The sequence below is a fragment of the Faecalicatena orotica genome (genome assembly GCF_003149245.1).
GTDB lineage: Bacteria > Bacillota > Clostridia > Lachnospirales > Lachnospiraceae > Faecalicatena_A > Faecalicatena_A orotica.
Map to the genome: position 1 here is coordinate 89,480 of NZ_QGDL01000011.1, position 22,766 is coordinate 112,245.

The window sequence follows — 22,766 nt, forward strand, 5'->3', positions numbered from 1 at the left end:
AAAAAGCGGGAAAATACATAGCCTCATGGCCTGTATCTTCCCGCCTGTTCTTATTAGTTCGCACAGCTGTCCTGCCTTGGCACCGGAAAAAATGTGCCTTTCCAGATATATGGAGCAGGCGCCCTTCTGACACTTCCAGATTCTCTTCAGCCGACTTTCAGCTTAAACTTCTGAATCTCCTTCTCGCTGGATACTTTCTCAATCATTCCGCCTATGCCGCGGAGTTTTTCTTCAAACCGCTCATATCCCCTCTGGATATATACGATATCGTCAATAATTGTAATTCCATCTGTAGCCAGCCCTGCAATACACAGTGCTGCACCCGCCCGAAGGTCCGGGGCGCTTACCCGTGCTCCTGAAAACGCTTCCACACCCTCGATCGTTGCGGAATTACCTTCCACCTTAATCACGGCACCCATCCTTGCCAGCTCGTCTAAGTATTTAAAACGGTTCTCAAAAATACTCTCCGTAATCGTACTTGTTCCCGTTGCCAGTGCAAGTGTTACGCCGATCTGCGGCTGCATGTCTGTCGGATATCCGGGATATGGAAGTGTCTTGACCTGCGTCGAACGCAGCCTGCCTTTGGCTACCACGCGGACTGCATCATCAAATTCTTCTACCTCGCACCCGATATCTACAAGCTTGGAAATAGTTGCATCCAAATGCTTCGGAATTACATTCAAAACGGTTACGTCACCTTTTGTAGCTGCTGCTGCAAACATAAATGTTCCTGCCTCAATCTGATCCGGAATGATTGAATATTCAGACTTGTGGAGAGACTTTACTCCGCGGATCTTAATCACATCTGTTCCGGCTCCCCTGATATTGGCACCCATACTGTTCAAAAAGTTCGCCACGTCAACGACATGAGGTTCCTTTGCAACGTTCTCCATGATTGTAATACCGTCTGCCATAGCAGCTGCCATCATTACATTGATCGTAGCACCGACAGTGACAACGTCAAAATAAAGGTGTGTTCCCCTGAGAACTTCCGCATCTGCTACAATCTTACCGTGTTCAATGTCTACATCAGCACCGAGGGCACGGAACCCCTTCAGATGCTGGTCGATAGGGCGGCTCCCTATGTTGCATCCGCCCGGGAGTGCAACCTCCGCCCTTCTGTACTTGCCAAGCAGCGCTCCCAGTAAATAGTAGGACGCCCTTATCTTCTTAATGTAATCATATTCGATATTAAAGTCACCGATCGTGCTTCCGTTAATCTTGACTGTATGCCTGTCAATTCTCTGTACCATAGCACCGATACCGGCAATTGCTTCTAACATAACATTGATATCATTTACATCCGGCAGATTGTCAATCAGGACGGTCTCATCCGTCATAATCGCCGCGGCCAGAATTGCAAGTGCTGCATTCTTGGCCCCGCCTATCTCTACTTCCCCTACAAGCGGACTGCCGCCTTTAATAATATATTGCTCCATAAACGCACCTCGATTATCCGATATTGTTATCGTGATCCCTTATCATTATTCCCCTGTTACCTTCAAGTCTGATTTTTGATATGCGAAGTTATTATACCATAAAATGAACATTTGTAAAATCATTTTTTCCTCCAGTACCCGCAAAGCCCCTATTTGGTTACTGTTCAGACCGTGCCGTGCACGCCAGAAAGGTGTAAACAGTAACCTTATTTTCCAAGACTTTCCACCGCATTCAGCACGTTCTCAATCGTCTGTTCAATCCGGTACCCATCCTCACAGACAGTAATATCCGCATACTGTTCAAACAGCTTTGTCCTTTCATGGTACAGGTCTTTAAAAGTCTGCCCTTCTCTTAAGACGACTCCTCTTTTCCTGGGACTCCGAATCCTTCTTTTTATTGTTTGATAGGAAGCCTTTAAATATACGACTGTTCCAATTTCTTTAAAATGCTGCATCGCCTCATGGCAGTAAACGACACTGCCTCCGGGTGAAATCACCGCATTTTTTACATTCACATCCCGGTTGACCTGATTTTCAATTTTCAGGAATCCGTCCTCGCCAACATCAGCAATAATCTCCCGCAGGAGCCGGCCTTCTTGTTCCTGGATCAGAAGATCCGTGTCAATAAAATGCATGCCCAGCCTCTTTGCAACAACAACACCGATGGTACTCTTGCCGACAGCAGGCATGCCTATAAAAATAAGATTACTTCTCATAAGTATTTCCACCTTGTTTTTATCCTGTTTTAATTATATATACTGCGACATTATATCACATTTTTTTCAATTAGTAAAATTTACGCTGACACCGGCGGTTATCGCATCTTCGTTTGTACAGTTCCTGATACAGCATGACATCAATCAGATCACGCAGCCAGTTACGGTTTCCGCCACCCTGGCCCGGCCTGTTCTGCGGCGGTCTGCCCGGTCTTGGCGGACGTTCCTCCTGCTCTGGCCTGCCCGGCCTTGGCGGACGTCCCCCTTGCTCCGGCCTTGATGGGCGTCCGGGGAAACGTATTGCCTGATCCTCTACTTCGTTTTCCGGAAAAACATCCTCATATCCATCCCCGTAGAAGGCCTTCTCATGCTTTCTCACATTATCATAAATCCGGTTTCCCATCATTCGCAGCTGCAGTTTATCCGGGTATTCATCATACATCATACTGCACTGATACTCCATCCTGTCACACTCATCCTCCACATATGGAAGAACTTTTTTAGCCACCCCCGGGTAGAGGCTCTTCATATATTCATAGTCTCTGCGCTCAATCTTCTCATCATCATAAGCAAGCGGCATAGGATATGCCATGTAATACGGCAGTTTAGGGTTCATAATACACACTTCCATTTCAAGACATTATATGGTTAGTATATGCGAAAACCAAAAAACCGTTAATTGGGGACGTAATCTTTTTAAGGTTTACTACGTCCCCAATTAGCTTTTGTGGTGTACCTTTTTGGCTTTTGTGGTGTACCTAATCGGCTTTTCCCCACCAAAAAAACATCCGCCATGATTTCTCATAACGGATGTTTTTACAATTGTTCACTTTCTTAGGTCATGCATTCTTGTTTTTCTTTGTAGTGGTGTGCCTCTTCGAGCATCATGTCTTTCACCTTCATGAGACGGATCTGGGTACTTCTTTCGTTCTCATCGAGTTTCATCGTGATGTACTTGATGTTCTTTTCTGCCTCTGGAATGATTACATGTTCCAGGGCGTTTACACGTCTTCTTGTCTTTTCTATCTCTGCTGCCATCAGCTGGCAGGCCTTTTCGCATTCGGCAAGCCTGATCATATCCGGCAGGATGTCTGCCAGTGATTTTACAGCGCCGTCGAGGTCGCTGGACGTGAATGCGAATCCATAGGAGTAGATGTCGTTTTCATCTGCTGTCCTTGTTTTATAATCAAAGGTCGGTATATTAACGCTCATGACATTCTGTTCGCCGCAGGCTAAGTTGATCTCCTGCTTCGGTGCCATGAGGGCAGTATTCAGTGCCGCCTCTGACATGCCGGCTTTGGCAATGACAAAGTTCTTGTTGGCGGAAAGTATTCCTTTTTCCACCCGTAAACGCACTTCCATGTTTTCCCTTACCAGGTCCAGGTACTGGCGCATCAGCTCGTCTCGTTTATCTTTCAACAGCTTATGGCCCCTGATGGCTGTCATCCGCTTCTTCTTCAGGCGGGTCAGTTCCATTCGGGTCGGGTTCACTTGTGTGGATGCCAAATATACTCACCTCTCCTTCTGCAGTTATTCCTTTGCATCGTAATACTGATCCAGGAATTTATCATCGATACGCTTGAGCTCTGTTCTCGGCAGCATGGAGAGTAATTTCCATCCGATGTCTAATGTTTCTTCAATTCCACGGTCTGTATTATATCCCTGGGATACATACTCCGCTTCGAATGCATCAGCAAATTTAGCATAGATCAGGTCAATATCTGTCAGTGCCGCTTCACCTAAGATTACCATCAGTTCCTTCGCGTCTTTACCACGCGCATACGCGGCAAAAAGCTGGTTCATCGTGTTGGAGTGGTCTGCACGTGTCTTGCCTTCACCGATACCTTTATCCTTCAGACGGGACAAGGACGGCAGTACGTCGATCGGAGGTGCAATACCTTTCCGGTAAAGATCACGGCTTAAGATGATCTGCCCCTCTGTAATATATCCTGTCAGGTCAGGAATCGGATGGGTCTTATCATCCTCAGGCATTGTGAGGATCGGTATCATGGTGATACTTCCTGTCTTGCCGTTCTGGCGTCCGGCTCTCTCATAAAGAGAAGCAAGGTCCGTATACATATATCCTGGATAGCCACGGCGTCCCGGTACTTCCTTACGTGCGGCGGATACCTCACGCAGGGCGTCTGCATAGTTCGTGATGTCTGTCAGAATAACAAGGACATGCATGTTCTTTTCGAATGCAAGATATTCCGCTGCCGTCAGCGCCATACGTGGTGTCGCAATACGCTCGATCGCAGGGTCATTCGCCAGATTGACAAACAGGACGGTTCTGTCGATTGCGCCTGTTTCTTTAAAACTTTCAATGAAGAAGTTTGATTCCTCAAATGTGATACCCATTGCAGCAAATACAACAGCGAAGTTCTCATCGGTTCCGCGGACCTTCGCCTGTCTTGCAATCTGTGCCGCAAGCTGGGCATGTGGAAGACCTGAAGCCGAGAAAATAGGCAGTTTCTGTCCACGTACAAGCGTATTCAGACCATCGATAGCGGATACACCTGTCTGGATAAACTCCTCAGGGTAGCTTCTTGCCGCAGGATTCATAGGCAGGCCGTTGATATCCATACGGGCATCCGGAAGAATCTCCGGGCCTTCATCAATCGGACGTCCCAGACCGTCGAATACACGTCCAAGCATATCTTCCGATACACCGAGCTCCATGCTCCGTCCAAGGAAACGTACCTTACTATTTGACAGGTTGATACCTGTTGCACTTTCAAACAACTGTACCAGAGCGTCACTTCCGTTGATCTCCAGTACTTTGCACCGGCGGGTCTCGCCGCTTGCAAGTTCTATTTCTCCCAATTCATCATAGGAGACATTCTCTACGCCGCGCACCAACATCAGAGGGCCGGCTACTTCCTGTATAGTTCTATACTCTTTTGGCATTTAGAAGTCCTCCTTCCCTAATGAATTGGCAATCTCTACATGCAGTTCTTTCTTAACTTCCTCGTATACCTTATCCAGATCATCCTCCAGTGTATACTTGAAACGTCCGATCTGCTCGCGGACCGGCATGTTAATCAGCTTCTGGAGCGGTGCGCCTTCTGCGAGCGCCGCCACCGCCTTCTCATAGAATGCCATTACCAGTTTCATCATCATATGCTGCTTCTTCAGTGAGGTATAGGTATCCACCTCATGGAAGGAGTTCTGGTGCAGGAAGTCCTCACGGATAGAGCGTGCAGCTTCCATTTTCAAACGGTCGGTCGGAGACAGGGCGTCCATACCAACCATCTTAACGATTTCTTCCAATTCTGCCTCTTCCTGCAGAAGTGACATCATCTTCTGGCGGTTTTCCATCCAGTCAGGGGCAACCTGCGCGTTGAACCATTTTTCCATATCATCCAGATACAGAGAATAGCTGTTCAGCCAGTTGATTGCCGGGAAATGTCTCTTATATGCAAGTGCGGAATCCAGTCCCCAGAACACCTTTACGATACGAAGTGTCGCCTGAGATACCGGCTCAGAAATATCACCACCCGGAGGAGACACGGCTCCGATCGCTGAAAGCGCGCCCTCTCTTCCGTCTTTTCCAAGACAGATGACATGGCCGGCCCTCTCATAGAACTGTGCAAGGCGGCTTCCCAGATAAGCAGGGTAACCTTCCTCACCGGGCATCTCTTCCAGACGTCCAGACATCTCACGGAGTGCCTCTGCCCAGCGTGATGTTGAATCGGCCATCAGGGCCACGGAGAATCCCATGTCACGGAAATACTCCGCAATGGTAATTCCTGTATAAATAGATGCTTCACGGGCTGCAACAGGCATGTCAGAGGTATTGGCAATCAAAACCGTCCTCTCCATCAGTGACTGTCCTGTCTTCGGATCCTTCAGTTCCGGGAACTCGTTCAGAACGTCCGTCATCTCGTTTCCACGCTCACCGCATCCGATATAAACAACGATATCTGCCTCCGCCCATTTTGCAAGCTGGTGCTGGATTACAGTCTTACCGCTTCCGAAAGGTCCCGGAACTGCTGCCACACCGCCTTTTGCGATTGGGAAGAACGTATCAATAACACGCTGCCCGGTTACAAGCGGCATCTCCGGCGGCAGTTTCTTTGTATACGGACGGCCCTTACGAACCGGCCATTTCTGCATCAGGGTAAGTTCCTTATCCCCTTCAGTAGTCTCCACTACCGCTACTGTCTCTTCAACCGTAAACTCTCCTGATTTAATCTCTTTAATCGTTCCTTTGATACCATAAGGCACCATGATCTTCTGCTGTACAACGATCGTTTCCTGAACCGTACCGATAACGTCTCCGGCCTCTACTTCGTCCCCGACTGCTTTTACCGGAACAAATTCCCACTTCAGGTCCCTTTTCAGAGACGGGACCTCAACTCCACGTTTCAGATTGTTGCCGGAAATCTTCATGATATCATCCAGCGGTCTCTGGATACCGTCATAGATACTTGAAATCAGGCCAGGCCCCAATTCTACAGACATAGGAACGTTCATTGACTCAACCGGTTCTCCCGGTCCAAGTCCTGATGTCTCCTCATATACCTGTATAGAAGCCTCGTCGCCATGTATCTCTATGATTTCGCCAATCAGTCTTTGATTACTTACACGAACTACGTCAAACATGTTCGCGTCGCGCATTCCCTCTGCAATAACGAGAGGTCCTGCAACTTTTTTAATTATGCCAGTACTCATTTCGACGAATTTACCTCCTTCTTGTGCTGCTTAAGTTTGATCATTCCTGTGAAAACAGGATATCTGATCCGACCGCCTGTTCCACGGTCTTTTTCACGCCTTCCACTCCCGCCCCGGTATTGCCGGATACTCCGGGTATCTGGATAATCGCCGGCAGAGTGCGTTCTTTATACATTTCTATTACATCGGTCAGCTGTGCAGCAATTGCTTCCGTAATATAGATAACCCCATACTTTCCTTCAGCAAGCTGTTTCAACTTATCCTTCGCTTCCTCACGGCTCTGGACAGGGCAGATGCTTAAACCCAGTGTCGCAAAACCATATATGCTGTCATAATCGCCAAGCACTGCTATTTTATACATACATCTCCCTTATCCTTTCCCGGATCGCTTCATCCGGAAAATCATTCTGTTTTCCGGTCAGGATAATCCGAACTGTCTTTATTTCATTTTCTCTGGCAAGCACATATGCTACCAGAGGACCTACAGAAAACGAGTTGTATTTCTGCGGCCTGATCGTTTCCATCATGCGGTTATCACACCAGCGTTCGAATGCGGACGGAGAATCCTCCAGCGCCTGTGCACCTTCTGCATAGGTCGTTCCAAGCAGGTATTCACGGATTGCATCCATCCCCCCTGCCGCCGCTTTTGCAAGCTGGTCCACATTAATGCTCTGGCAGGGCGCCATAGCACGCTTCATGAAATCCAGTGACTTTGCAGTCTTCTGGGAGCGTACCGCAATCTTGATATCAGCAATTGCCACTGTAGACTCGGCATAATTCCTGATGATCTCGTCCTCTGCCTTCTGCCCTGCCTCATAGATGGATTCCAGGGCCGCCCGGTCCACGATCACATCGCAGAGCTGCCCGTCCCTTGTATGAAGCAGTGTCTCATAAGCTTCCTGTGCCGTCTCGCCCATTCTCCCGGGCAAACGGCTAAATTCCTTATTCTGCACGATCTGCAGCATCTCTTTCCCCGGAATGGCACAGTCATCATAGAAAATATTCTTATTCTCCATCTCCGTACACACTTCCTTGATTGCTGCTTTCAGATTGTGGTAAAGTTTCGGATAAGAAAGCACATCAAACACGGACAAGTCGGGAGCGACATCGTCAATGACTTCCCATGTCTTCTCCTCTTCCCTGGTGAGCATGGCAGAAGCGTCCATAGACCCTGTCCCGTCTCCCCAGCCCTTCTCGCTTAAGAACTGAAGACACTGCTCTTCATCCTGGCAGGCCATCAGCCTCTCGATATCGGTACTGGAAATCAAAGAGGTCTCCAAAGCACGTATACGCGCAACCGCGTAAGTATATTCTAAATCATTCAAAATATAAACCTCCTTGCTTTGACAACTTAGGTTCGGTCCTATCGAACCTTATGTTGTAAAGTACATCCTGTCGGCTTAGGTTCGGTTCTTTCGAACCTTAGCGACACGGATGTTTCCTTCCTCAAAATAATAATCCATGCACCTTATCGGATAACTCATCTCGTTTGGCATCAAACAATGCCTTTATCGTACAGTTTTCTTCAATCCCGCCATAAACCAGGATAAAACCGCCTTCCATCTCCTTTGACTCCTTCGCAAGGCTCAAAGCACCGCCTTTTTTCGCTGCAGCGCCCTGAATCTCAGCCTCGAATCCTGCCGGCATACGGCCTAAGTCACGGGCTGAAAAATAAATCACGCCGGACTCTCCCAGTACAAACTCATCCAGCATCCTGCGGATCATATCAAAATATGCCTCTGCATCCAGAGCCAGAATTCTGTTATATGCCTTGTTCAGCACATTCGCAATGACATCCTGCTTTGCCCGCAGGAGCATCTGTTTACGCTGCATCTCACAGGAAGACGCAACTCTCTGTGCATAATTAACGGCATCTCTTTCCGCCTTATCGGAGATTTTCTCAACCTGCGCTGCCGCCTCTGCTCTGGCAGCATCTAATATCTCTTCTGCCTTTGCCTTAGCCTGCGCAATATTCACTTCCGCTGAGTGGGCCGCCTCATCCAGGATCTGACTTTTCATATTGTCTAATCCACTCATTTATAAGCTCTCCCTTTCATTCTTTATACTACGTGGCCACAGATACCTCCGGCCATCGTTATCCTGCTGCCTGATCTATCCGATAATTAAACCGGAATAGCTGAAACTGCGAGGAATGAGATAAGAAGTGCCAGAATCGCATATGTCTCAACCATTGCAGGGAAAAGCATTGCTTTACCGAACTGGTCCGGCTTCTTAGCGATGATTCCGATTGCTGCTGCAGAAGTCTTGCCCTGTGACTTTCCAGAAATCAGGCCAACAATACCGATTGGGAGGCATGCTGCCAGGATCATAAGACCTGTCTGTACAGAAATATCCACAACTCCTCCTCCGAGAAGGCCGATCTTGGACAGTGTAACGAATCCGATGATCAATCCATAAAGACCCTGAGTACCCGGAAGCAGCTGCATAATCAATACTTTAGCAAACTTACTTGGATCCTCTGACATAACACCTGATGCAGCCTGACCTGCAATACCAACTCCGAGTGCTGAACCTGCTCCTGCAAGCAATACCGCAACCGCTGCGCCGAGAAGCGCATAAACAATACCTAACTGACTCATAAATTTGTTTCCTCCTTAATATCTGCATATTTTGTATTTTCTTTAAACGGGTTGAATGCGCGTCCGCCGCCTTCGTAGAACTTTCCGAAGAACTCTACAAACTGCAGACGGTTTGTGTGCACATATGCACCCAAAAGATTAATCGCTATATTGAACGTATGGCCTACTATGAAGGCAAATATGAAGACAATCACACCAAATACGCTCTTACCGGCCATACTTCCCATCTGGTTGACAACGGAAGCGATAACGCCTGTCGCCAGTCCCAGGGCGAGAAGTCTTGAATATGAAAGTACATCGCTGAGCCATCCGCTGACGTTATACAGATCGTACGCTCCAAGCGCGAGCCGAAGCCCGATATTCTTCTTTGCCCTTCCTGACATCAGAAGGATGCCGGCGGCACCTGCGATTGCCAGTACTTTACCAAGTGTAACAGCCACCGGCGGGAATGTGATTGACATCTGTGCGATAGACGCAAACAGTTCACTCGGGACAAGCATGATCAGAAGTCCGATCAGAAGCATGAACCAAAGGACTACGTCACAGAAGAAATCCATGTATCTTTTGTCCCTTATGCACATGTAACCTTTGATGCCCAGTCCTACAAACAGATGGATCACACCAAACAGCATGGAATATATCAGCAGTCTCATAGGCTCATCCAGCGGAACAAACCATACGGCCGGGATTCTGACCTCGTGTCCGAAGAATGTCCTTGACACTACATTAATCACATCTCCAAAATATCCCCCGAACATGACTCCCCAGAACAGAGTGGAAAGGCCGCACCAGAAGAATAACTGAATCGATGTCTTCATGCCCTTTCCCATTCTCGGGAACTTCAATATCAGGACTCCGCATGCGATAGCAACAATTGCTCCGTATGCCGCATCTGAAAGCATTAAACCAAACAGAAAAACGTAGAAAAATGACATGATCGCTGTCGGGTCCATTTCTCCTTTTCCGGGGAGCCCGAACGCCTCGAGGATTCCCTCGGCGCTGGATGAGAACTTATTATTCTTCAGAAGCACAGGTGCTTCCTCATCTTCCTTAAGTTCTTCCACATCCACAACACAGTCATATTTGTCTGCCAGAGCCTTCTGTACCTTTGGAACCGCTTTTGCAGGTACATATCCGCTGATCAGGAAAGTACGCTCCGACTGCGGCAGCTGCCCCAGTACTTCATACTTATCTGCACGGACACGGAAATAATCTGCCAGCAGTTTCAGTCCCTCACGGTTCGCCGCAAGGTCAGATACTTCTTTCTCGATTTCAGCGATTCTTCCCTTAATTTCAGAAATCTCCGCTTCCATCTCCTCTTTTGCCTTTGCCGGAATCTCGCCAATCATCTGGGACGGCTTTGCAAAACCTATGCTGCGCAGCGCCTCTTCAAGCTGCTGTGCATCATTCCTTAAGCAGAATACCGTCAGATAGGTGGTATCCTGTTCCGCCGAGATGATATGGAAATCTGCCTCAAGTTCCGGAGCCTGTGCCGCCAGCATGGCGTATACATTCTCCAGCGTCAGCATGCCGGGCATGGTTCCCGGAATCATAACGATGTGCTCTGTCCCCGGAAAATTCATGGGTACATCCAGTTTCAGCCAGGGCATCAGACTTTCAATGCTGTTCTCAATCTTCAGGATGTTGGCATGCTGTTCTGCCTTTTCCTTGTCCAGCGCCTGAATTCTCTTTGCCCTCTTCAAAAGCTCGTCCTTATCCTCGATAATGGACTGGTACTTTTTCTGGTCGACAAGGTCTTTCCCCGCCAGCGATGACAGCATAGACTGCTTCACCGGTGCATACTGCTGCAGGATGTCCAGTGCCTGGTCAGCCGATGCGGCTGCCTTGTCAAAACTCATCCTGGCATTCCCTGTATCCATCCGGCGGAAGTGTTCGTCTTCCTCGAGCACATGGTTGATCTCCATAACGCCCATACTCTGTAGTTTCTCAAGAATGGCCTTTCGGTCTTTCTTCAATGCGCAGATACTCATTCGTTGCATCTGCAATACTGCCATAATACTATCCCTCCTTTATCCCGCTTTTCTCCTGCCGGCCGCTCAACACGCCATCCTTAAGCAAAGATGCCGGTACCGGCTCAGGTCTAAACCAGTTGTGATATCACGAGACTTACTGCCTCATCTTCCCTGGATGCTGCAGTTTCTTTTAATGTCCTGATCTCTTTCTCAACATCAGACATTGCATTCTCTTGAGCTTGTGCACCTTGTTCTTTCGCATTCTCCATTATGGCATCTGCTTTCTTACGAACCTCCAGAATCTGTCCGGCTTTCAGATCTTCAGCCTGCTTGGACGCCTCTTCCAGTATTCCTTTACACTGTACTTCGGCATCTTTTACAATCGCCTCGGCCTTAGCCTCTGTCTCTCTAATCACCTGAATGGTTTCTTCTACCATATATTAGTCACCGCCTTTCTACGTACACAATTTTAGGATATCATACATCTTGTTGATAGTCTACAATGAAATATTGACTTTTTCTTTAGAAATTGTGCATAATTTTTGTATGGTCTGCCTAAAAATTTATGATATCTATTTATAATGCATCTGTTTCCGGTTTTATTATACCCAATTTTTGTAATTACATAATGCCCCGTGTCATCCACAGGGCATTTTATACTCCGTTTATAACTGCTCAGATTCATGAACAGTTACATCCATTTACTTATTGCAGAACACTTTCCACTCAGGTCATGATAATTAACCCAGTTTTTCCCTAAGCATGGCAGCCGCATTTTTTACAAGCTGTTCCATTTCCTCCGGGGATGCATCCTGGCTGATGTCCCTCCACACTTTGATGTCGCGGCCCACTTCACCACCCATTTTAATAAAAGGCTCCATGACTACCGCTCCCTGATAATGAATCTCTTTCAGTGCACCGGTGATCTCATCCCACGGCATTCTGCCGTTTCTTGCCGGAGGCCTGCGGTTGGACTCTCCCACATGGAAATGGCCGAGCCTGCCGCCGACGAGCCTGATTGCGTCTGCGAAACTGTCTTCTTCTATATTCATGTGGTAGGTGTCAAGCAGGATCTTGCAGTTGGGACTATCCACCATGTCCACATATGCCATTGCCTCTTTCGCCGTATTTACCAGTGAAGACTCGTAGCGGTTTACGACTTCCACTGCAAATGTAATTCCAAGCGCCCCGGCCGCCTTCATGATCTCTTTTACAGAGTTCACACTGCGTTGGATTACAGCGCTTTTATCAACAACACCCGTAGTAAAAGGCTGGTTCCATGCCCCGATATCTACACCGGAATACATGTTGGCACCCATTTCACTCATAATTTTAAATGTATCCAGGGTAAACTGAATCCCTCTGTTCCTGACATTTTCATCTTCACTTGCCAGATCCTGGTCTGCCCCAAGTCCCACCGAAAATGTGAGTGTAATGCCGTTTTCCTTTGCCGTTTCTGCGATCGCATCCCGTTCCTTCTTCGTCAGTGCAAGCAGAGGCGCGGGGGCAACTTCCAGTATATCCAGCCCGATCCGCTTAATCTGCCCGATCTGCCTGATAAAGTCAGTGTTCCAGTCTGTATTAAAGTATCCGAAGTGAATTCCTATTTTATTCATTGTATTTCGCCTCTCTTAAAATTTCAGATATCATAGATTATCTTCTCAGTTCTTTTTTCAGGTCACGGATCGTCGTATGTTCATCTATATAGATCGTTTCAATCCCCATTGCCTCCCCCCAGCCGCCAAGCTGGTCAGCCGTGAGATCGTATGTCATGACTGTATGATGTGCCCCTCCGGTCATGAGCCATGCCTCCAGCCCGGTCTCAAAATCCGGTTTCGGAGTCCAGAACGCGGTTGCTACCGGGAGGTTAGGCATAGGTTTTTCTGTTTTTTTGCAGGTAACATCATTAATGACCAGCCTGAAATTATCTCCCATATCAATCAGTGAGGCTGCAATGGCGTCTCCTTCTTTTGCGGTAAACACCAGCCTCGCCGGATCTTCCCGTGCACCGAGCACGAGTGGGTTTACCCGGATACTGACCGGGCCATCCGCGATGGAGGGACAAATTTCCAGCATATGTGTCTCCAGAATCCCCTGTCTGCCCGGGACAAGATTATATGTATAGTCCTCCATGAAGGATGTTCCTTTTGCATCTGCCATCCCCGCCGTCATCAGCTTGACGAGCCTAAGGAGCGCCGCAGTCTTCCAGTCCCCCTCAGCTGCAAATCCATAGCCTTTTGCCATCAGCCTCTGCATAGCCAGACCCGGCAGCTGTTTTAAGCTGCCTAAATCCCCAAAGTGGGTTACGACTGCCTGATAGTCCTTCTCCTTCATAAACCGTTCAATTCCAAGCTCTATCTGTGCCTGCACCTCCACATGGCGGCGGAATTCTGAAGGATCCCTTCTATCTAATATGATGCCATATGTTTTATAATACTCATCCGTGAGTGCATTCACATCGGACTGGGATACCGCGCTTACAGCTTCGGCAGCCTCGTTGACCGGATAAGTGTCTACCTCCCATCCGAACCGTATCTGCGCATCCACTTTGTCGCCTTCTGTATCTGCCACATTTCTCATGTTATCCGAAAGCCTGAGTACTCTGAGATGGCTGCTCTCGATAATCCCCGCTGCCGTGCGCATCCAGCCGCCTATCTTTTTCTGTACAGATTCCGCACTCCAGTGCCCTGCCACGATCTTATGTTCCAGCCCCATCCTTGCAAGCATGTAGGCAAATTCCCTGTCGCCGTGGGCGGACTGGTTGATATTGATAAAATCCATGTCCAGCGTATCATAAGGGATTTCCTCATTAAACTGCGTGTGCAGATGTAAAAGCGGTTTTCTCAATTCTTTCAGTCCTAAAATCCATGATTTCGCCGGTGAAAACATATGCATCCACGCGATAATGCCTGCACACTCTTCATCCTCATTCGCCTCGTGAAAAGTCTTCCTGATTGTCGGATTCGATATCAGTGTCGGTTTCAGGACAATCTCAAACGGTATCAGTCCGGAACGGTTCAATTCGTCTACAATGATCCTGCTGTGTTCCGTAACGACCTGTATCTCGGCATCCCCATACAGGTCAACGGAACCGGGGCAGAACCAGAATTTATAATTTCGCTGTAATTCCATCTTTTCGCCTTTCTATTTCTTTTTTATCGCTTCTTTCACCCGCTCTGCAATCTTCTCAGGTGTAAAGCCAAATCGTTCTCTTAAGTACGCCTCGGAACCGACCTCACCAAACTCGTCTCTCGTACCGATACGTTCTACAACCGTCGGACAGTGCTCCCCTAAATACTCTGCAACCGCCGAACCAAGCCCGCCGTACACAGAATGATTTTCTGCTGTTACGATAGCGCCGGTCTCTTTTGCACATTTCAATACTAATTCTTCATCGAGCGGCTTCACGGTAAACATATCCACAACTGTAGCATCAATACCTTCTGCCGCCAGAAGCTCTGCCGCCTGAAGCGCAATCGTCACCAGCCGTCCGCAGGCAATAATGGAAGCATCTTTTCCTTCCCTGAGTACAATGCCCTTTCCAATCTCAAATTCCGCGTCTTCATCATAGACAGCTATATTATCCGCAAGCGGTGTTCTGTAATAAGAGATTCCTTTCATATTGATGGTCCTGCCCAGAAGCTTGTTAAACTGTACACCGTCAGCGATATCAAAAATCCGGCAGTCCGGAACCGTCCGCATCATCGCGATATCTTCAAATGCCATATGTGTCCCGCCCCAGTATGTCTGCTTATATCCCGGTTCACTGCCGATGATATTGAGCGTTTTTTTCGCATAGGCACCGGATAAAAATATCTGGTCGAACCCCCTGCGCGTCACAAAGGAAGCAAAACTGTGGATGACCGGTTTCAGTCCCATCACAGACATTGCAGCCGCTGTGCCGATCATGTTTCCTTCGGCAATTCCGCACCTGAGTACCCGGTCCGGATATTTGGCAGCCAAATCCCAGAGTCCCGCACCGAATGCAAACATAAGGTCAGCATCAAGGTACACAACATCCGGATCGTTTTCCAGCATATTTTCTAAGTTCTCAAGAAACTGTTCTGTAATTGCTTTTTTTCATATTCACCGTTATAAATTGTTTTCGCCATTATATGTACCTCCTCACAGACTGGCCTTTACTTCTTCAAGTTCTGCCAGACACTTATCTGCCAGTTCCCTGTCGACAGGAATCATATGGTTGAACACCATTTCCTCTATGCACTTCACACCGCTGCCCTTCGTGCCGTCAAGTACGATCATGGCCGGCTTGTCCCCCTGATTCTCCCTGACATTTGAAAAGGCGTCCCGGATCGCTTCCGGGTCATTCCCTTTTACTGTCAGTGCATACCATCCGAAAGAACGGAATTTATCTTCTATGTCAAGAAGGGATATGCATTCATCCGTGGTCCCGTCTATCTGTTTTTTATTCCAGTCCACGATGCCGACCAGATTGTTAAGCTTATACTGGTGTGCATACATAGCGGCCTCCCAGATCTGGCCCTCCTGTATCTCACCGTCTCCCATGAGGCAGTATATCCGGTTGGGCAGTTTCTTCAGTTTCGCTCCCTGGGCCAGTCCGTTTGCAAGGGAGAGGCCCTGTCCAAGGGAACCCGTGGATGCATCAATACCCGGTGTGCGAAGCCTGTCACAGTGGCTGGGAAGTCTCGTACCACCTTCGCAGAGTGTATCCAGCCAGTCTATCGGGAAATATCCCTTCAAAGCTAATGCCGCAAATACCGCGGGGCCCGCATGGCCCTTCGATACAACAAGCATATCGCGGTCTTTCTTCCCGGGATCCTTTGGATCAATTTTCATCTCCCCGTTATATAGCACAGCCAGTACATCAGCGATGGAAAGACAGCCGCCTATGTGCCCAAACCCTCTTTTTTCGAGGCATTTTACTGTTGCAATCCTGACTTCATTTGCAAATGCTTTCAGTTCTTTTCCTGTCATATCCTTACCTCCCGCCCTGCTATACATGGATCTCTTTTACCATTGCATTAATGGCGTCAATATAGTAGTTAATATCCTGTCCGACCGTTACACTGTCAAATCCCTGTGAAAGTCTGGTATTGGCAACCTCTGCATTTGCGCAGTAAATAATAGTAAACTTACCCGCCGCCTTCACTGCTTTCACGATTCTTTCCATTGCAGCCTGGAATTCAGGCTTGTCGAACTGTGTCGGAATTCCCATTGCCACAGACAGGTCATATGGCCCGACAAAGATTCCGTCCACCCCGTCAACTTTGGCGATCTCCTCGATATTCTCCAGACATCCCATCGTCTCACACTGCGGAACAAGCAGGGTTTCCCTGTTGCAGACAGCGAAATAATCGTTGATGTCACCCGCCGCATGTTCCAGATATCCATATCCTGCACCTCTTGCAAAGGCTACGCCGCGCTGTCCGAGCGGATAATATTTTGCATATTCAACGAGCTTCTGAATCTCTTCGATTGAATGTACCTGTGGGATAATCAGCCCGCCTGCACCGATATCCAGCATCTTCAATACGGAATTCCGGTTTGAGTCTTTCACTCTTACGAGTGCGGTCGTGTCATGAAGTTCGGCCGCCCTTAACATAGACATGACACTTTCCACATCAAACGGGCCGTGCTCCGTATCGATCAGCATATAATCCAAATCCGTCAGGGCAAGCGCCTCTGCCACATTTGCATTTCCTGCCTCAAAAAAAGTACCGACTGTTTTCTCACCGTTCATAATTTTTTCTCTTAATAAATTTTTCATCTTTCTACGCTCCTATTCCTAATGCTTTTTTGTTTACTATGTTTTCCGGGTTCCTGCCGTTCAAAATATCGACCGCTGTTTGTGCGAGGACTGCCATCATCTGTTCCTCTGCCTCAACCGAGTTATAGGCGGCGTGCGGGGAGCAGATGATTTTTCCCGTCTCGAAGAGAGGGTGCCCCGGCTCACTGACTGGCTCATTTTCCACAACATCCAGCGCTGCTGCGCGGACTTTACCAGACTTTACCGCCTCCATCAGGTCATCCACTGCGATAATCGGACCTCGTGAGGTGTTGACGATCATAACACCGTCTTTCATCTTTGCGATCGTCTCTTTATTAATGAGGTGATAAGTACTGTCAAACAAAGGTGTGTGAATCGTAATGACGTCCGAAACCTCCAGAAGTTCATCCAGATCTGCCTTTTTAGCACCGTAATCGGTTATCACAGATTCGTCGAGGTACGGGTCATAGACCACCATGTGGAATCCAAATCCCTTTGCAAAGTCCGCTGTGCGTCTGGCGATATTGCCAAACCCTACGAAGCCAAGTGTCTGGCATGCCAGACGGTGGGGCTTGAATCCTGCATTTGCAAGCCATTTCCCTTCTTTCACCAGATCATTAAAAAATACAATCTGCCGCTCCATTGCCAGTATCATCGCAATGGTATGTGTAGCGACCTCGTCCAAACAGTGTGTAGGGCTGTTGCATACCTTAATGCCGCGCTCTGTTGCCGCATCCACATCAATAACATCGTATCCGATGCCATACCTGAGAATTACCTTACAGTTCGTCAGCGCATCCATGATCCTCGGCGTAATCTTCCGGTATATGACCAGAAGTGCATCCGCATCCCTGCACTTTTCAATAATCTCATCCTCTGTCTGGCAATCTTCCAGAACAAATTCAATTCCATTTTCTTCAAAAATCTTTTGCTGAATGCTGAAGTCCAGACCATCAGCTGAATTCTTATCTACTACAATTGCTTTCATTGCTTAAGCCTCCATTTTTCAAGTTTTCTTGTTTAATTTCCTGCTAGCGCATAAACAGTTTTGGCAGGAACAGGGATATTGCCGGCAGATATGTAATCAAAAGCAGGTCGATAATCATGACTACAATAAACGGGACAATCCCCTTAATCACTTCTGAGAGCTGGGCCCCTCCGACACGGCTGGCGACAAACAGGTTGATGCCGAGCGGCGGTGTGATAAATCCAATCGCAAGGTTTACGACCATAACGATTCCGAAATGAATCGGGTCTACACCGACTGCTGTCACGATCGGCAGGAAAATCGGCGCCAGTATCATGATTGCACACAGCGTTTCCATGAAGCATCCGACAAAAATCAGGACAACATTGATCAGAATCAGGATCACAATCTTATTGGCATTCAGTCCGGTAATCGCATTTGCCACGAGTGTAGGGATCTTCGCGACTGCCAGTACCTTTGTAAATACGGCCGCACAGCCGATAACCAGCATGATCGTGGAAGTTGTTACCACGGCTGACTTGATAACCTTGACCGCTTCCTTCAGTGTCAGCTCCTTATAGACAAATACCCCAACGATGAACCCGTATGCCGCTGCAACTGCTGCCGCTTCTGTAGGTGTAAAAATACCACCGTAGATACCTCCCAGAATAATAACCGGGCAGATGAGCGCCCATTTCGCATCCCAGAGTACTTTTCCGGCCCTTTTCCATGAAAACGGCTCCTTGTCCCCCTGATACCCTCTCTTTTTGCAGTAGAAATAAGAGTATGCAATCAGAGTCAGGCCGATCAGGATTCCCGGTACGAACCCAGCCATGAACAGTTCCGAAATCGACTGGTTTGTGGATACACTGTAGATAACCATCGGGATACTCGGTGGAATAATAACACCAATACTTCCGGCCGCCGCAATTACTGCCAGCGTGAACTTCTTGTCATAACCTGCCGCGAGCATCGACGGGATTACCATACCGCCCACAGCGGCAACCGTTGCAGGTCCCGAACCGGAGATTGCTGCAAAAAACATACATACTACAACGGTCACAATCGCAAGCCCGCCTGTAAATCTGCCGAAGAAGACCCTTGCACTGTCCATCAGACGTCTGGAGATGCCCCCGCCGCCCATCATTTCGCCCGCAAGTACGAAAAACGGGATCGCCATTGTCGTAAAGGAGTCGGAACTGGTCACCAGATTCTGTACAATATATCCTGTCGTCAGGTCGCCGGAATACAGGATGGCCGCAAGAGAAGCAAGACCAAGTGCAATGGCTACGGGTACGTTCAGAATCAGAAGTATAATCATGACACCAAAGAGTACGAGACTAATCATTCATTTCCACCCCCTTCTTATAATTCTGTACACGCAGGATGATTGTCTGTATGCAGCGTATTGAGGATAAAATATATCCTACGGCGGGTGCCAGATAGATGAAATACATCGGGATGGACATCGCCGGGGATACCTGTCCGGACCTGATTACCTTTCCCAGCAGCATCCAGCCCGTCACTACCACGAACACACACCATCCCAGAGAGATGACATCACCGATGATTACGATAACCGGCCTGATTTTCTTGGGAAACAATGACAGCGCCGCCTCTATTTTTACGTGTTTCCTCATTTTGATACCGTAAGAGATGGATATGAAAGTCATCCACACAAAAACATACCTTGCCAGCTCCTCAGACCAGGAGAGCGAGCTTTTAAACAAATAGCGCATGATTACCTGCACGACGATCGCGATTGTTGCCACGCTCATAAGCGTTGCTGAAATAATATCCTCCGCATGCTCATCTAAAAATTTCCAAAATTTGGACATGTCCTTACTCCTTCCTTTTCCCTTAACTACTCCGCTGTCTCCTCCAGAATTTTCCTGAACAGCTCGGGATGCTCTACTTTTGTTTCCACCAGACTGTAAATATCCGAAACAGCATCCCGAAACTGCTGTTTTTCCTCATCGGTCAGTGATATGAGGGTAACCCCTTTGTCCTGCATCTCCTGCACTGCGTCCTTGTCGTACTCTGCCGTTTTTTCACGCTGCACCGAAACACCATAGGCGCCTGCTTCCTCGATGATTTCTTTTTCCTCGTCAGTCAGCTTGTCGTAGCTGTCTTTACTCATCAGAAGCAGATAAGGGGTATATACATGGTTTGTCTCGATAATGTATTTCTGTACCTCATAGAAACGGTTATCCCTGTCTGTTACAAATGGATTGTCCTGTCCGTCCACCGTCTTCTGCTGAAGCGCGGTAAACAGTTCCGAGAATGCCATCGGCGTCGGGCTGGCTCCGAGGGCCTTCCATGTTTCAATATGTACCTCGCTTTCCATGACTCTGACTTTCAGGCCTTTCAGGTCAGACGGTGAATGGACCTCCTTCGCTGCAGTTGAGAGCTGGCGGAATCCGTTTTCAGGAAATCCCAGTACCTTAAATCCGATATCTTCCATCCCTGCCGCAATCTCCTGCCCGATCTTACCATCCAGAATTTCCTGGGCCTGTGCGGAATCTTTAAACAGAAACGGGGCATCAAACACATTCAGGTCCGGGTAAAATGCAGCAACGGGTGTTGTTGAAACAATACACATATCGATATTTCCATACTGTACGGTTTCTGCAACTTCCCGGTCACCGCCCAGCTGCCCGTCCCCGTACACATCAATCTCCATCTTTCCGTCTGACAGTTCCTTAATCCGCTCCTGCATAGCCTCCGCCATATCAACCTGTGACTGGTTCGTATTGATAGAAAGCTTCAAACGCCTGACACCGTCCTTGTTTCTGCCGCACCCTGCCGTCATAACAATCGAAAACAGGAATACAAATACTAACATGAGATTTACAAATTTTCTTCGCTTCACCTTTTACCTCCCACTTTCTTCTTATACTCATTACTTCAAATCCATTATGGCTTCCTTTATGGCCCTGGCCCGCTCTTCATACTCTGCATCCTCCAGCAGGTGCGGCGGACGGGTGTCCTTAAATGGCAATCCCCAGTCGGGGCTGTCTTTATACTTCGGTACAATATGTACATGAAGGTGATTTACCTTATCCCCGTATGTCGCGTAGTTAATCTTATCCGGATGGAATACATTATTCAGAGCTTCAGCCGTCCTGCTTACTGCATGGATCAGTTCTGCCTGTTCTTCTTTTGTAAGCTGATACCACTCGGTTTTATGTGCTGTCCGGTAGACAACAATACATTTTCCTCTATGCGTCTGGTCACGGTACAGGTACACGGATGCATTCTCTACATCTGTGATATGAATCATGAGACTTCTCAGAGCTTCGCCATTTTCGCAGTAATAACACGCTGTCATCCAAGTCCCTCCTATATGTAACCGTTCAATGACGGCAGAAATTCTGACAAAGCCGGGATATATGTCACGAGGAGCAGCACAAGGATAATCGCCACAAAGTATGGAAGTAATGTCTTAATTACCTGTTCAATCGTTACCTTTCCGATCTTACAGCCCGTAAACAGCACGGTTCCGACCGGAGGTGTTATAGCTCCAATACATAAGTTATAAACAAGCATGATACCAAAGTGGATCGGGCTCATACCGAAACCGACACAGATTGGCATAAAAATCGGTGTAAAAATCAATATTGCAGGTGTCGGGTCCATAAAAGTACCTACCAGCAGGAGCACAATATTAATAATGATTAACGTCAAGATCTTACTGTTTGTCAGTGCCAGCATGGCTGTGGCAATAATGTCCGGAATACTGGTATATGCCATGATCCATGACATGATGGAAGAAACACCAATCAAAAATACGATGATAACGGTTGTCTTCGCTGACTCCAGAATGATTCTCGGAAGGTCCCTGACTGTAATACTTTTATAGATGAAGCTGAGGACCATCGCGTAGACAACAGCTACTCCTGAAGCCTCGGTAGCCGTGAATATCCCGCTCAGTATCCCGCCGATAATGATTAAGATCAGAATCAGGCTTGGGATTGCCTGTACAAAATACTGGAGCTTCATTCTCCCTGATACTTTTTCTGTATTGATATACCCGCGTTTTTTTGCCATATAACCGGCTACAATCATGACTGCAATTCCCCATAAGATTCCGGGTATATAACCTCCCATAAAAAGGGCCGCTACAGAAACGGAACCGCCAACCGTGGAAAATACAATCAGTGCATTGCTGGGAGGAATCAGCATTCCAGTCGGAGCAGATGCAATGTTAACTGCCGCCGAATATTCCTTTGCATAGCCTCTCTCACCCTCGATCGGCCCTATTGTTCCGCCCATTGCTGCCGCCGCTGCATTGCCGCTGCCGCTGATTGCCCCAAAGAACATGTTCGCTACTATATTACTCTGTGCCAGGGGACCCGGCAGTTTCCCACACAGAGCCTCTGCAAGACGGACAATCCGTACGGCAATTCCCCCGTTGTTCATAAAGTTCCCGGCCAGTACAAAAAACGGAATCGCCAGAAGCGGGAACGAATTCAGTCCCGTAAACATTTTCTGTGCACATGTTACCAGCGCAACATCTGCTGGCAGAATAACCATCATTGCCATTGCCGAGGACAATCCGATAGAAATTGCAATTGGCACGCCCATGATCAGAAATAAAATTAAAGCTGCTACCATAACTATTGTCGCCAATACAGCTACATCCATC

General features: G+C 47.9%; 23 protein-coding genes. All 23 read right to left on the minus strand.

Annotated elements, in window-relative coordinates; genetic code table 11:
• Window positions 1–146 precede the first annotated feature (146 nt).
• Entirely contained in the window at window positions 147–1,439 is a 1,293-nt protein-coding gene (locus A8806_RS17585; protein WP_109732465.1) for a UDP-N-acetylglucosamine 1-carboxyvinyltransferase, read from the minus strand.
• Window positions 1,440–1,645: 206 nt separating this feature from the next.
• Window positions 1,646–2,155 (minus strand): shikimate kinase, encoded by a 510-nt coding sequence (locus A8806_RS17590; protein WP_109732466.1) that lies wholly within the window; start codon window positions 2,153–2,155, stop codon window positions 1,646–1,648.
• Between the two features lie 70 nt (window positions 2,156–2,225).
• The gene (locus A8806_RS17595; protein WP_109732467.1) at window positions 2,226–2,771 is read right to left on the minus strand and encodes a hypothetical protein; all 546 of its coding nucleotides are present in this window, start codon (window positions 2,769–2,771) and stop codon (window positions 2,226–2,228) included.
• Window positions 2,772–2,989: 218 nt separating this feature from the next.
• Complete coding sequence (locus tag A8806_RS17600) at window positions 2,990–3,661, minus strand: V-type ATP synthase subunit D (protein WP_109732468.1); 672 nt, start codon at window positions 3,659–3,661, stop codon at window positions 2,990–2,992.
• A gap of 24 nt (window positions 3,662–3,685) precedes the next feature.
• Window positions 3,686–5,062 (minus strand): V-type ATP synthase subunit B, encoded by a 1,377-nt coding sequence (locus A8806_RS17605; RefSeq protein WP_109732469.1) that lies wholly within the window; start codon window positions 5,060–5,062, stop codon window positions 3,686–3,688.
• Window positions 5,063–6,829 (minus strand): V-type ATP synthase subunit A, encoded by a 1,767-nt coding sequence (locus A8806_RS17610; RefSeq protein ID WP_109732470.1) that lies wholly within the window; start codon window positions 6,827–6,829, stop codon window positions 5,063–5,065. It abuts the gene before it with no gap.
• Window positions 6,830–6,869: 40 nt separating this feature from the next.
• Complete coding sequence (locus A8806_RS17615; protein ID WP_109732471.1) at window positions 6,870–7,190, minus strand: V-type ATP synthase subunit F; 321 nt, start codon at window positions 7,188–7,190, stop codon at window positions 6,870–6,872.
• Window positions 7,183–8,154 carry a V0D/AC39 family V-type ATPase subunit gene (locus tag A8806_RS17620; RefSeq protein ID WP_109732472.1) on the minus strand — a complete coding sequence of 324 codons (972 nt, stop codon included), beginning with the start codon at window positions 8,152–8,154 and terminating at the stop codon, window positions 7,183–7,185. Before A8806_RS17620 ends, A8806_RS17615 begins: the two co-directional genes overlap by 8 nt.
• Window positions 8,155–8,275: 121 nt before the next feature.
• A complete protein-coding gene (locus tag A8806_RS17625) occupies window positions 8,276–8,866 on the minus strand; it encodes a V-type ATP synthase subunit E (RefSeq protein ID WP_109732473.1) in 591 nt (196 codons plus the stop codon).
• A gap of 86 nt (window positions 8,867–8,952) precedes the next feature.
• Window positions 8,953–9,429 (minus strand): V-type ATP synthase subunit K, encoded by a 477-nt coding sequence (locus A8806_RS17630; protein ID WP_109732474.1) that lies wholly within the window; start codon window positions 9,427–9,429, stop codon window positions 8,953–8,955.
• Window positions 9,426–11,444, minus strand: a complete 2,019-nt coding sequence (locus tag A8806_RS17635; protein WP_109732475.1) for a V-type ATP synthase subunit I — start codon at window positions 11,442–11,444, stop codon at window positions 9,426–9,428. The genes A8806_RS17630 and A8806_RS17635 overlap by 4 nt, the downstream gene beginning before the upstream one ends.
• 86 nt (window positions 11,445–11,530) lie before the next feature.
• Complete coding sequence (locus A8806_RS17640) at window positions 11,531–11,839, minus strand: ATPase (RefSeq protein ID WP_109732476.1); 309 nt, start codon at window positions 11,837–11,839, stop codon at window positions 11,531–11,533.
• A 303-nt stretch (window positions 11,840–12,142) separates the two neighbouring features.
• Window positions 12,143–13,018 (minus strand): D-psicose 3-epimerase, encoded by an 876-nt coding sequence (locus A8806_RS17645; protein WP_109732477.1) that lies wholly within the window; start codon window positions 13,016–13,018, stop codon window positions 12,143–12,145.
• 37 nt (window positions 13,019–13,055) lie between these two features.
• Window positions 13,056–14,534, minus strand: a complete 1,479-nt coding sequence (gene araA / locus A8806_RS17650) for an L-arabinose isomerase (protein WP_109732478.1) — start codon at window positions 14,532–14,534, stop codon at window positions 13,056–13,058.
• Between the two features lie 12 nt (window positions 14,535–14,546).
• Complete coding sequence (locus A8806_RS17655; protein ID WP_278321123.1) at window positions 14,547–15,473, minus strand: transketolase family protein; 927 nt, start codon at window positions 15,471–15,473, stop codon at window positions 14,547–14,549.
• A 54-nt stretch (window positions 15,474–15,527) separates the two neighbouring features.
• Window positions 15,528–16,358 carry a transketolase gene (locus A8806_RS17660; RefSeq protein ID WP_109732480.1) on the minus strand — a complete coding sequence of 277 codons (831 nt, stop codon included), beginning with the start codon at window positions 16,356–16,358 and terminating at the stop codon, window positions 15,528–15,530.
• Between the two features lie 19 nt (window positions 16,359–16,377).
• Entirely contained in the window at window positions 16,378–17,151 is a 774-nt protein-coding gene (locus A8806_RS17665; protein WP_109732481.1) for an HpcH/HpaI aldolase family protein, read from the minus strand.
• Window positions 17,152–17,155: 4 nt separating this feature from the next.
• Complete coding sequence (locus tag A8806_RS17670) at window positions 17,156–18,139, minus strand: C-terminal binding protein (protein ID WP_109732482.1); 984 nt, start codon at window positions 18,137–18,139, stop codon at window positions 17,156–17,158.
• 43 nt (window positions 18,140–18,182) lie between these two features.
• Window positions 18,183–19,466, minus strand: a complete 1,284-nt coding sequence (locus tag A8806_RS17675) for a TRAP transporter large permease (RefSeq protein WP_109732483.1) — start codon at window positions 19,464–19,466, stop codon at window positions 18,183–18,185.
• A complete protein-coding gene (locus A8806_RS17680; RefSeq protein WP_109732484.1) occupies window positions 19,459–19,956 on the minus strand; it encodes a TRAP transporter small permease in 498 nt (165 codons plus the stop codon). Before A8806_RS17680 ends, A8806_RS17675 begins: the two co-directional genes overlap by 8 nt.
• Before the next feature lie 26 nt (window positions 19,957–19,982).
• Entirely contained in the window at window positions 19,983–20,990 is a 1,008-nt protein-coding gene (locus A8806_RS17685) for a TRAP transporter substrate-binding protein (protein ID WP_109732485.1), read from the minus strand.
• A 30-nt stretch (window positions 20,991–21,020) separates the two neighbouring features.
• Complete coding sequence (locus A8806_RS17690) at window positions 21,021–21,449, minus strand: HIT family protein (protein WP_109732486.1); 429 nt, start codon at window positions 21,447–21,449, stop codon at window positions 21,021–21,023.
• Between the two features lie 11 nt (window positions 21,450–21,460).
• Window positions 21,461–22,765 (minus strand): TRAP transporter large permease, encoded by a 1,305-nt coding sequence (locus tag A8806_RS17695; protein WP_109732487.1) that lies wholly within the window; start codon window positions 22,763–22,765, stop codon window positions 21,461–21,463.
• Between the last annotated feature and the right edge of the window lies 1 nt (window position 22,766).

Coding starts and splice junctions, on each gene's coding strand:
- A8806_RS17635 (WP_109732475.1), bottom strand. CDS start 11,444: ATGGCAGTATTGCAGATGCAACGAATGAGTATCTGCGCATTGAAGAAA.
- A8806_RS17695 (WP_109732487.1), bottom strand. CDS start 22,765: ATGGATGTAGCTGTATTGGCGACAATAGTTATGGTAGCAGCTTTAATT.
- A8806_RS17625 (WP_109732473.1), bottom strand. CDS start 8,866: ATGAGTGGATTAGACAATATGAAAAGTCAGATCCTGGATGAGGCGGCC.
- A8806_RS17670 (WP_109732482.1), bottom strand. CDS start 18,139: ATGAAAGCAATTGTAGTAGATAAGAATTCAGCTGATGGTCTGGACTTC.
- araA (WP_109732478.1), bottom strand. CDS start 14,534: ATGGAATTACAGCGAAATTATAAATTCTGGTTCTGCCCCGGTTCCGTT.
- A8806_RS17610 (WP_109732470.1), bottom strand. CDS start 6,829: ATGAGTACTGGCATAATTAAAAAAGTTGCAGGACCTCTCGTTATTGCA.
- A8806_RS17615 (WP_109732471.1), bottom strand. CDS start 7,190: ATGTATAAAATAGCAGTGCTTGGCGATTATGACAGCATATATGGTTTT.
- A8806_RS17675 (WP_109732483.1), bottom strand. CDS start 19,466: ATGATTAGTCTCGTACTCTTTGGTGTCATGATTATACTTCTGATTCTG.
- A8806_RS17645 (WP_109732477.1), bottom strand. CDS start 13,018: ATGAATAAAATAGGAATTCACTTCGGATACTTTAATACAGACTGGAAC.
- A8806_RS17630 (WP_109732474.1), bottom strand. CDS start 9,429: ATGAGTCAGTTAGGTATTGTTTATGCGCTTCTCGGCGCAGCGGTTGCG.
- A8806_RS17680 (WP_109732484.1), bottom strand. CDS start 19,956: ATGTCCAAATTTTGGAAATTTTTAGATGAGCATGCGGAGGATATTATT.
- A8806_RS17585 (WP_109732465.1), bottom strand. CDS start 1,439: ATGGAGCAATATATTATTAAAGGCGGCAGTCCGCTTGTAGGGGAAGTA.
- A8806_RS17690 (WP_109732486.1), bottom strand. CDS start 21,449: ATGACAGCGTGTTATTACTGCGAAAATGGCGAAGCTCTGAGAAGTCTC.
- A8806_RS17660 (WP_109732480.1), bottom strand. CDS start 16,358: ATGACAGGAAAAGAACTGAAAGCATTTGCAAATGAAGTCAGGATTGCA.
- A8806_RS17590 (WP_109732466.1), bottom strand. CDS start 2,155: ATGAGAAGTAATCTTATTTTTATAGGCATGCCTGCTGTCGGCAAGAGT.
- A8806_RS17640 (WP_109732476.1), bottom strand. CDS start 11,839: ATGGTAGAAGAAACCATTCAGGTGATTAGAGAGACAGAGGCTAAGGCC.
- A8806_RS17665 (WP_109732481.1), bottom strand. CDS start 17,151: ATGAAAAATTTATTAAGAGAAAAAATTATGAACGGTGAGAAAACAGTC.
- A8806_RS17595 (WP_109732467.1), bottom strand. CDS start 2,771: ATGAACCCTAAACTGCCGTATTACATGGCATATCCTATGCCGCTTGCT.
- A8806_RS17605 (WP_109732469.1), bottom strand. CDS start 5,062: ATGCCAAAAGAGTATAGAACTATACAGGAAGTAGCCGGCCCTCTGATG.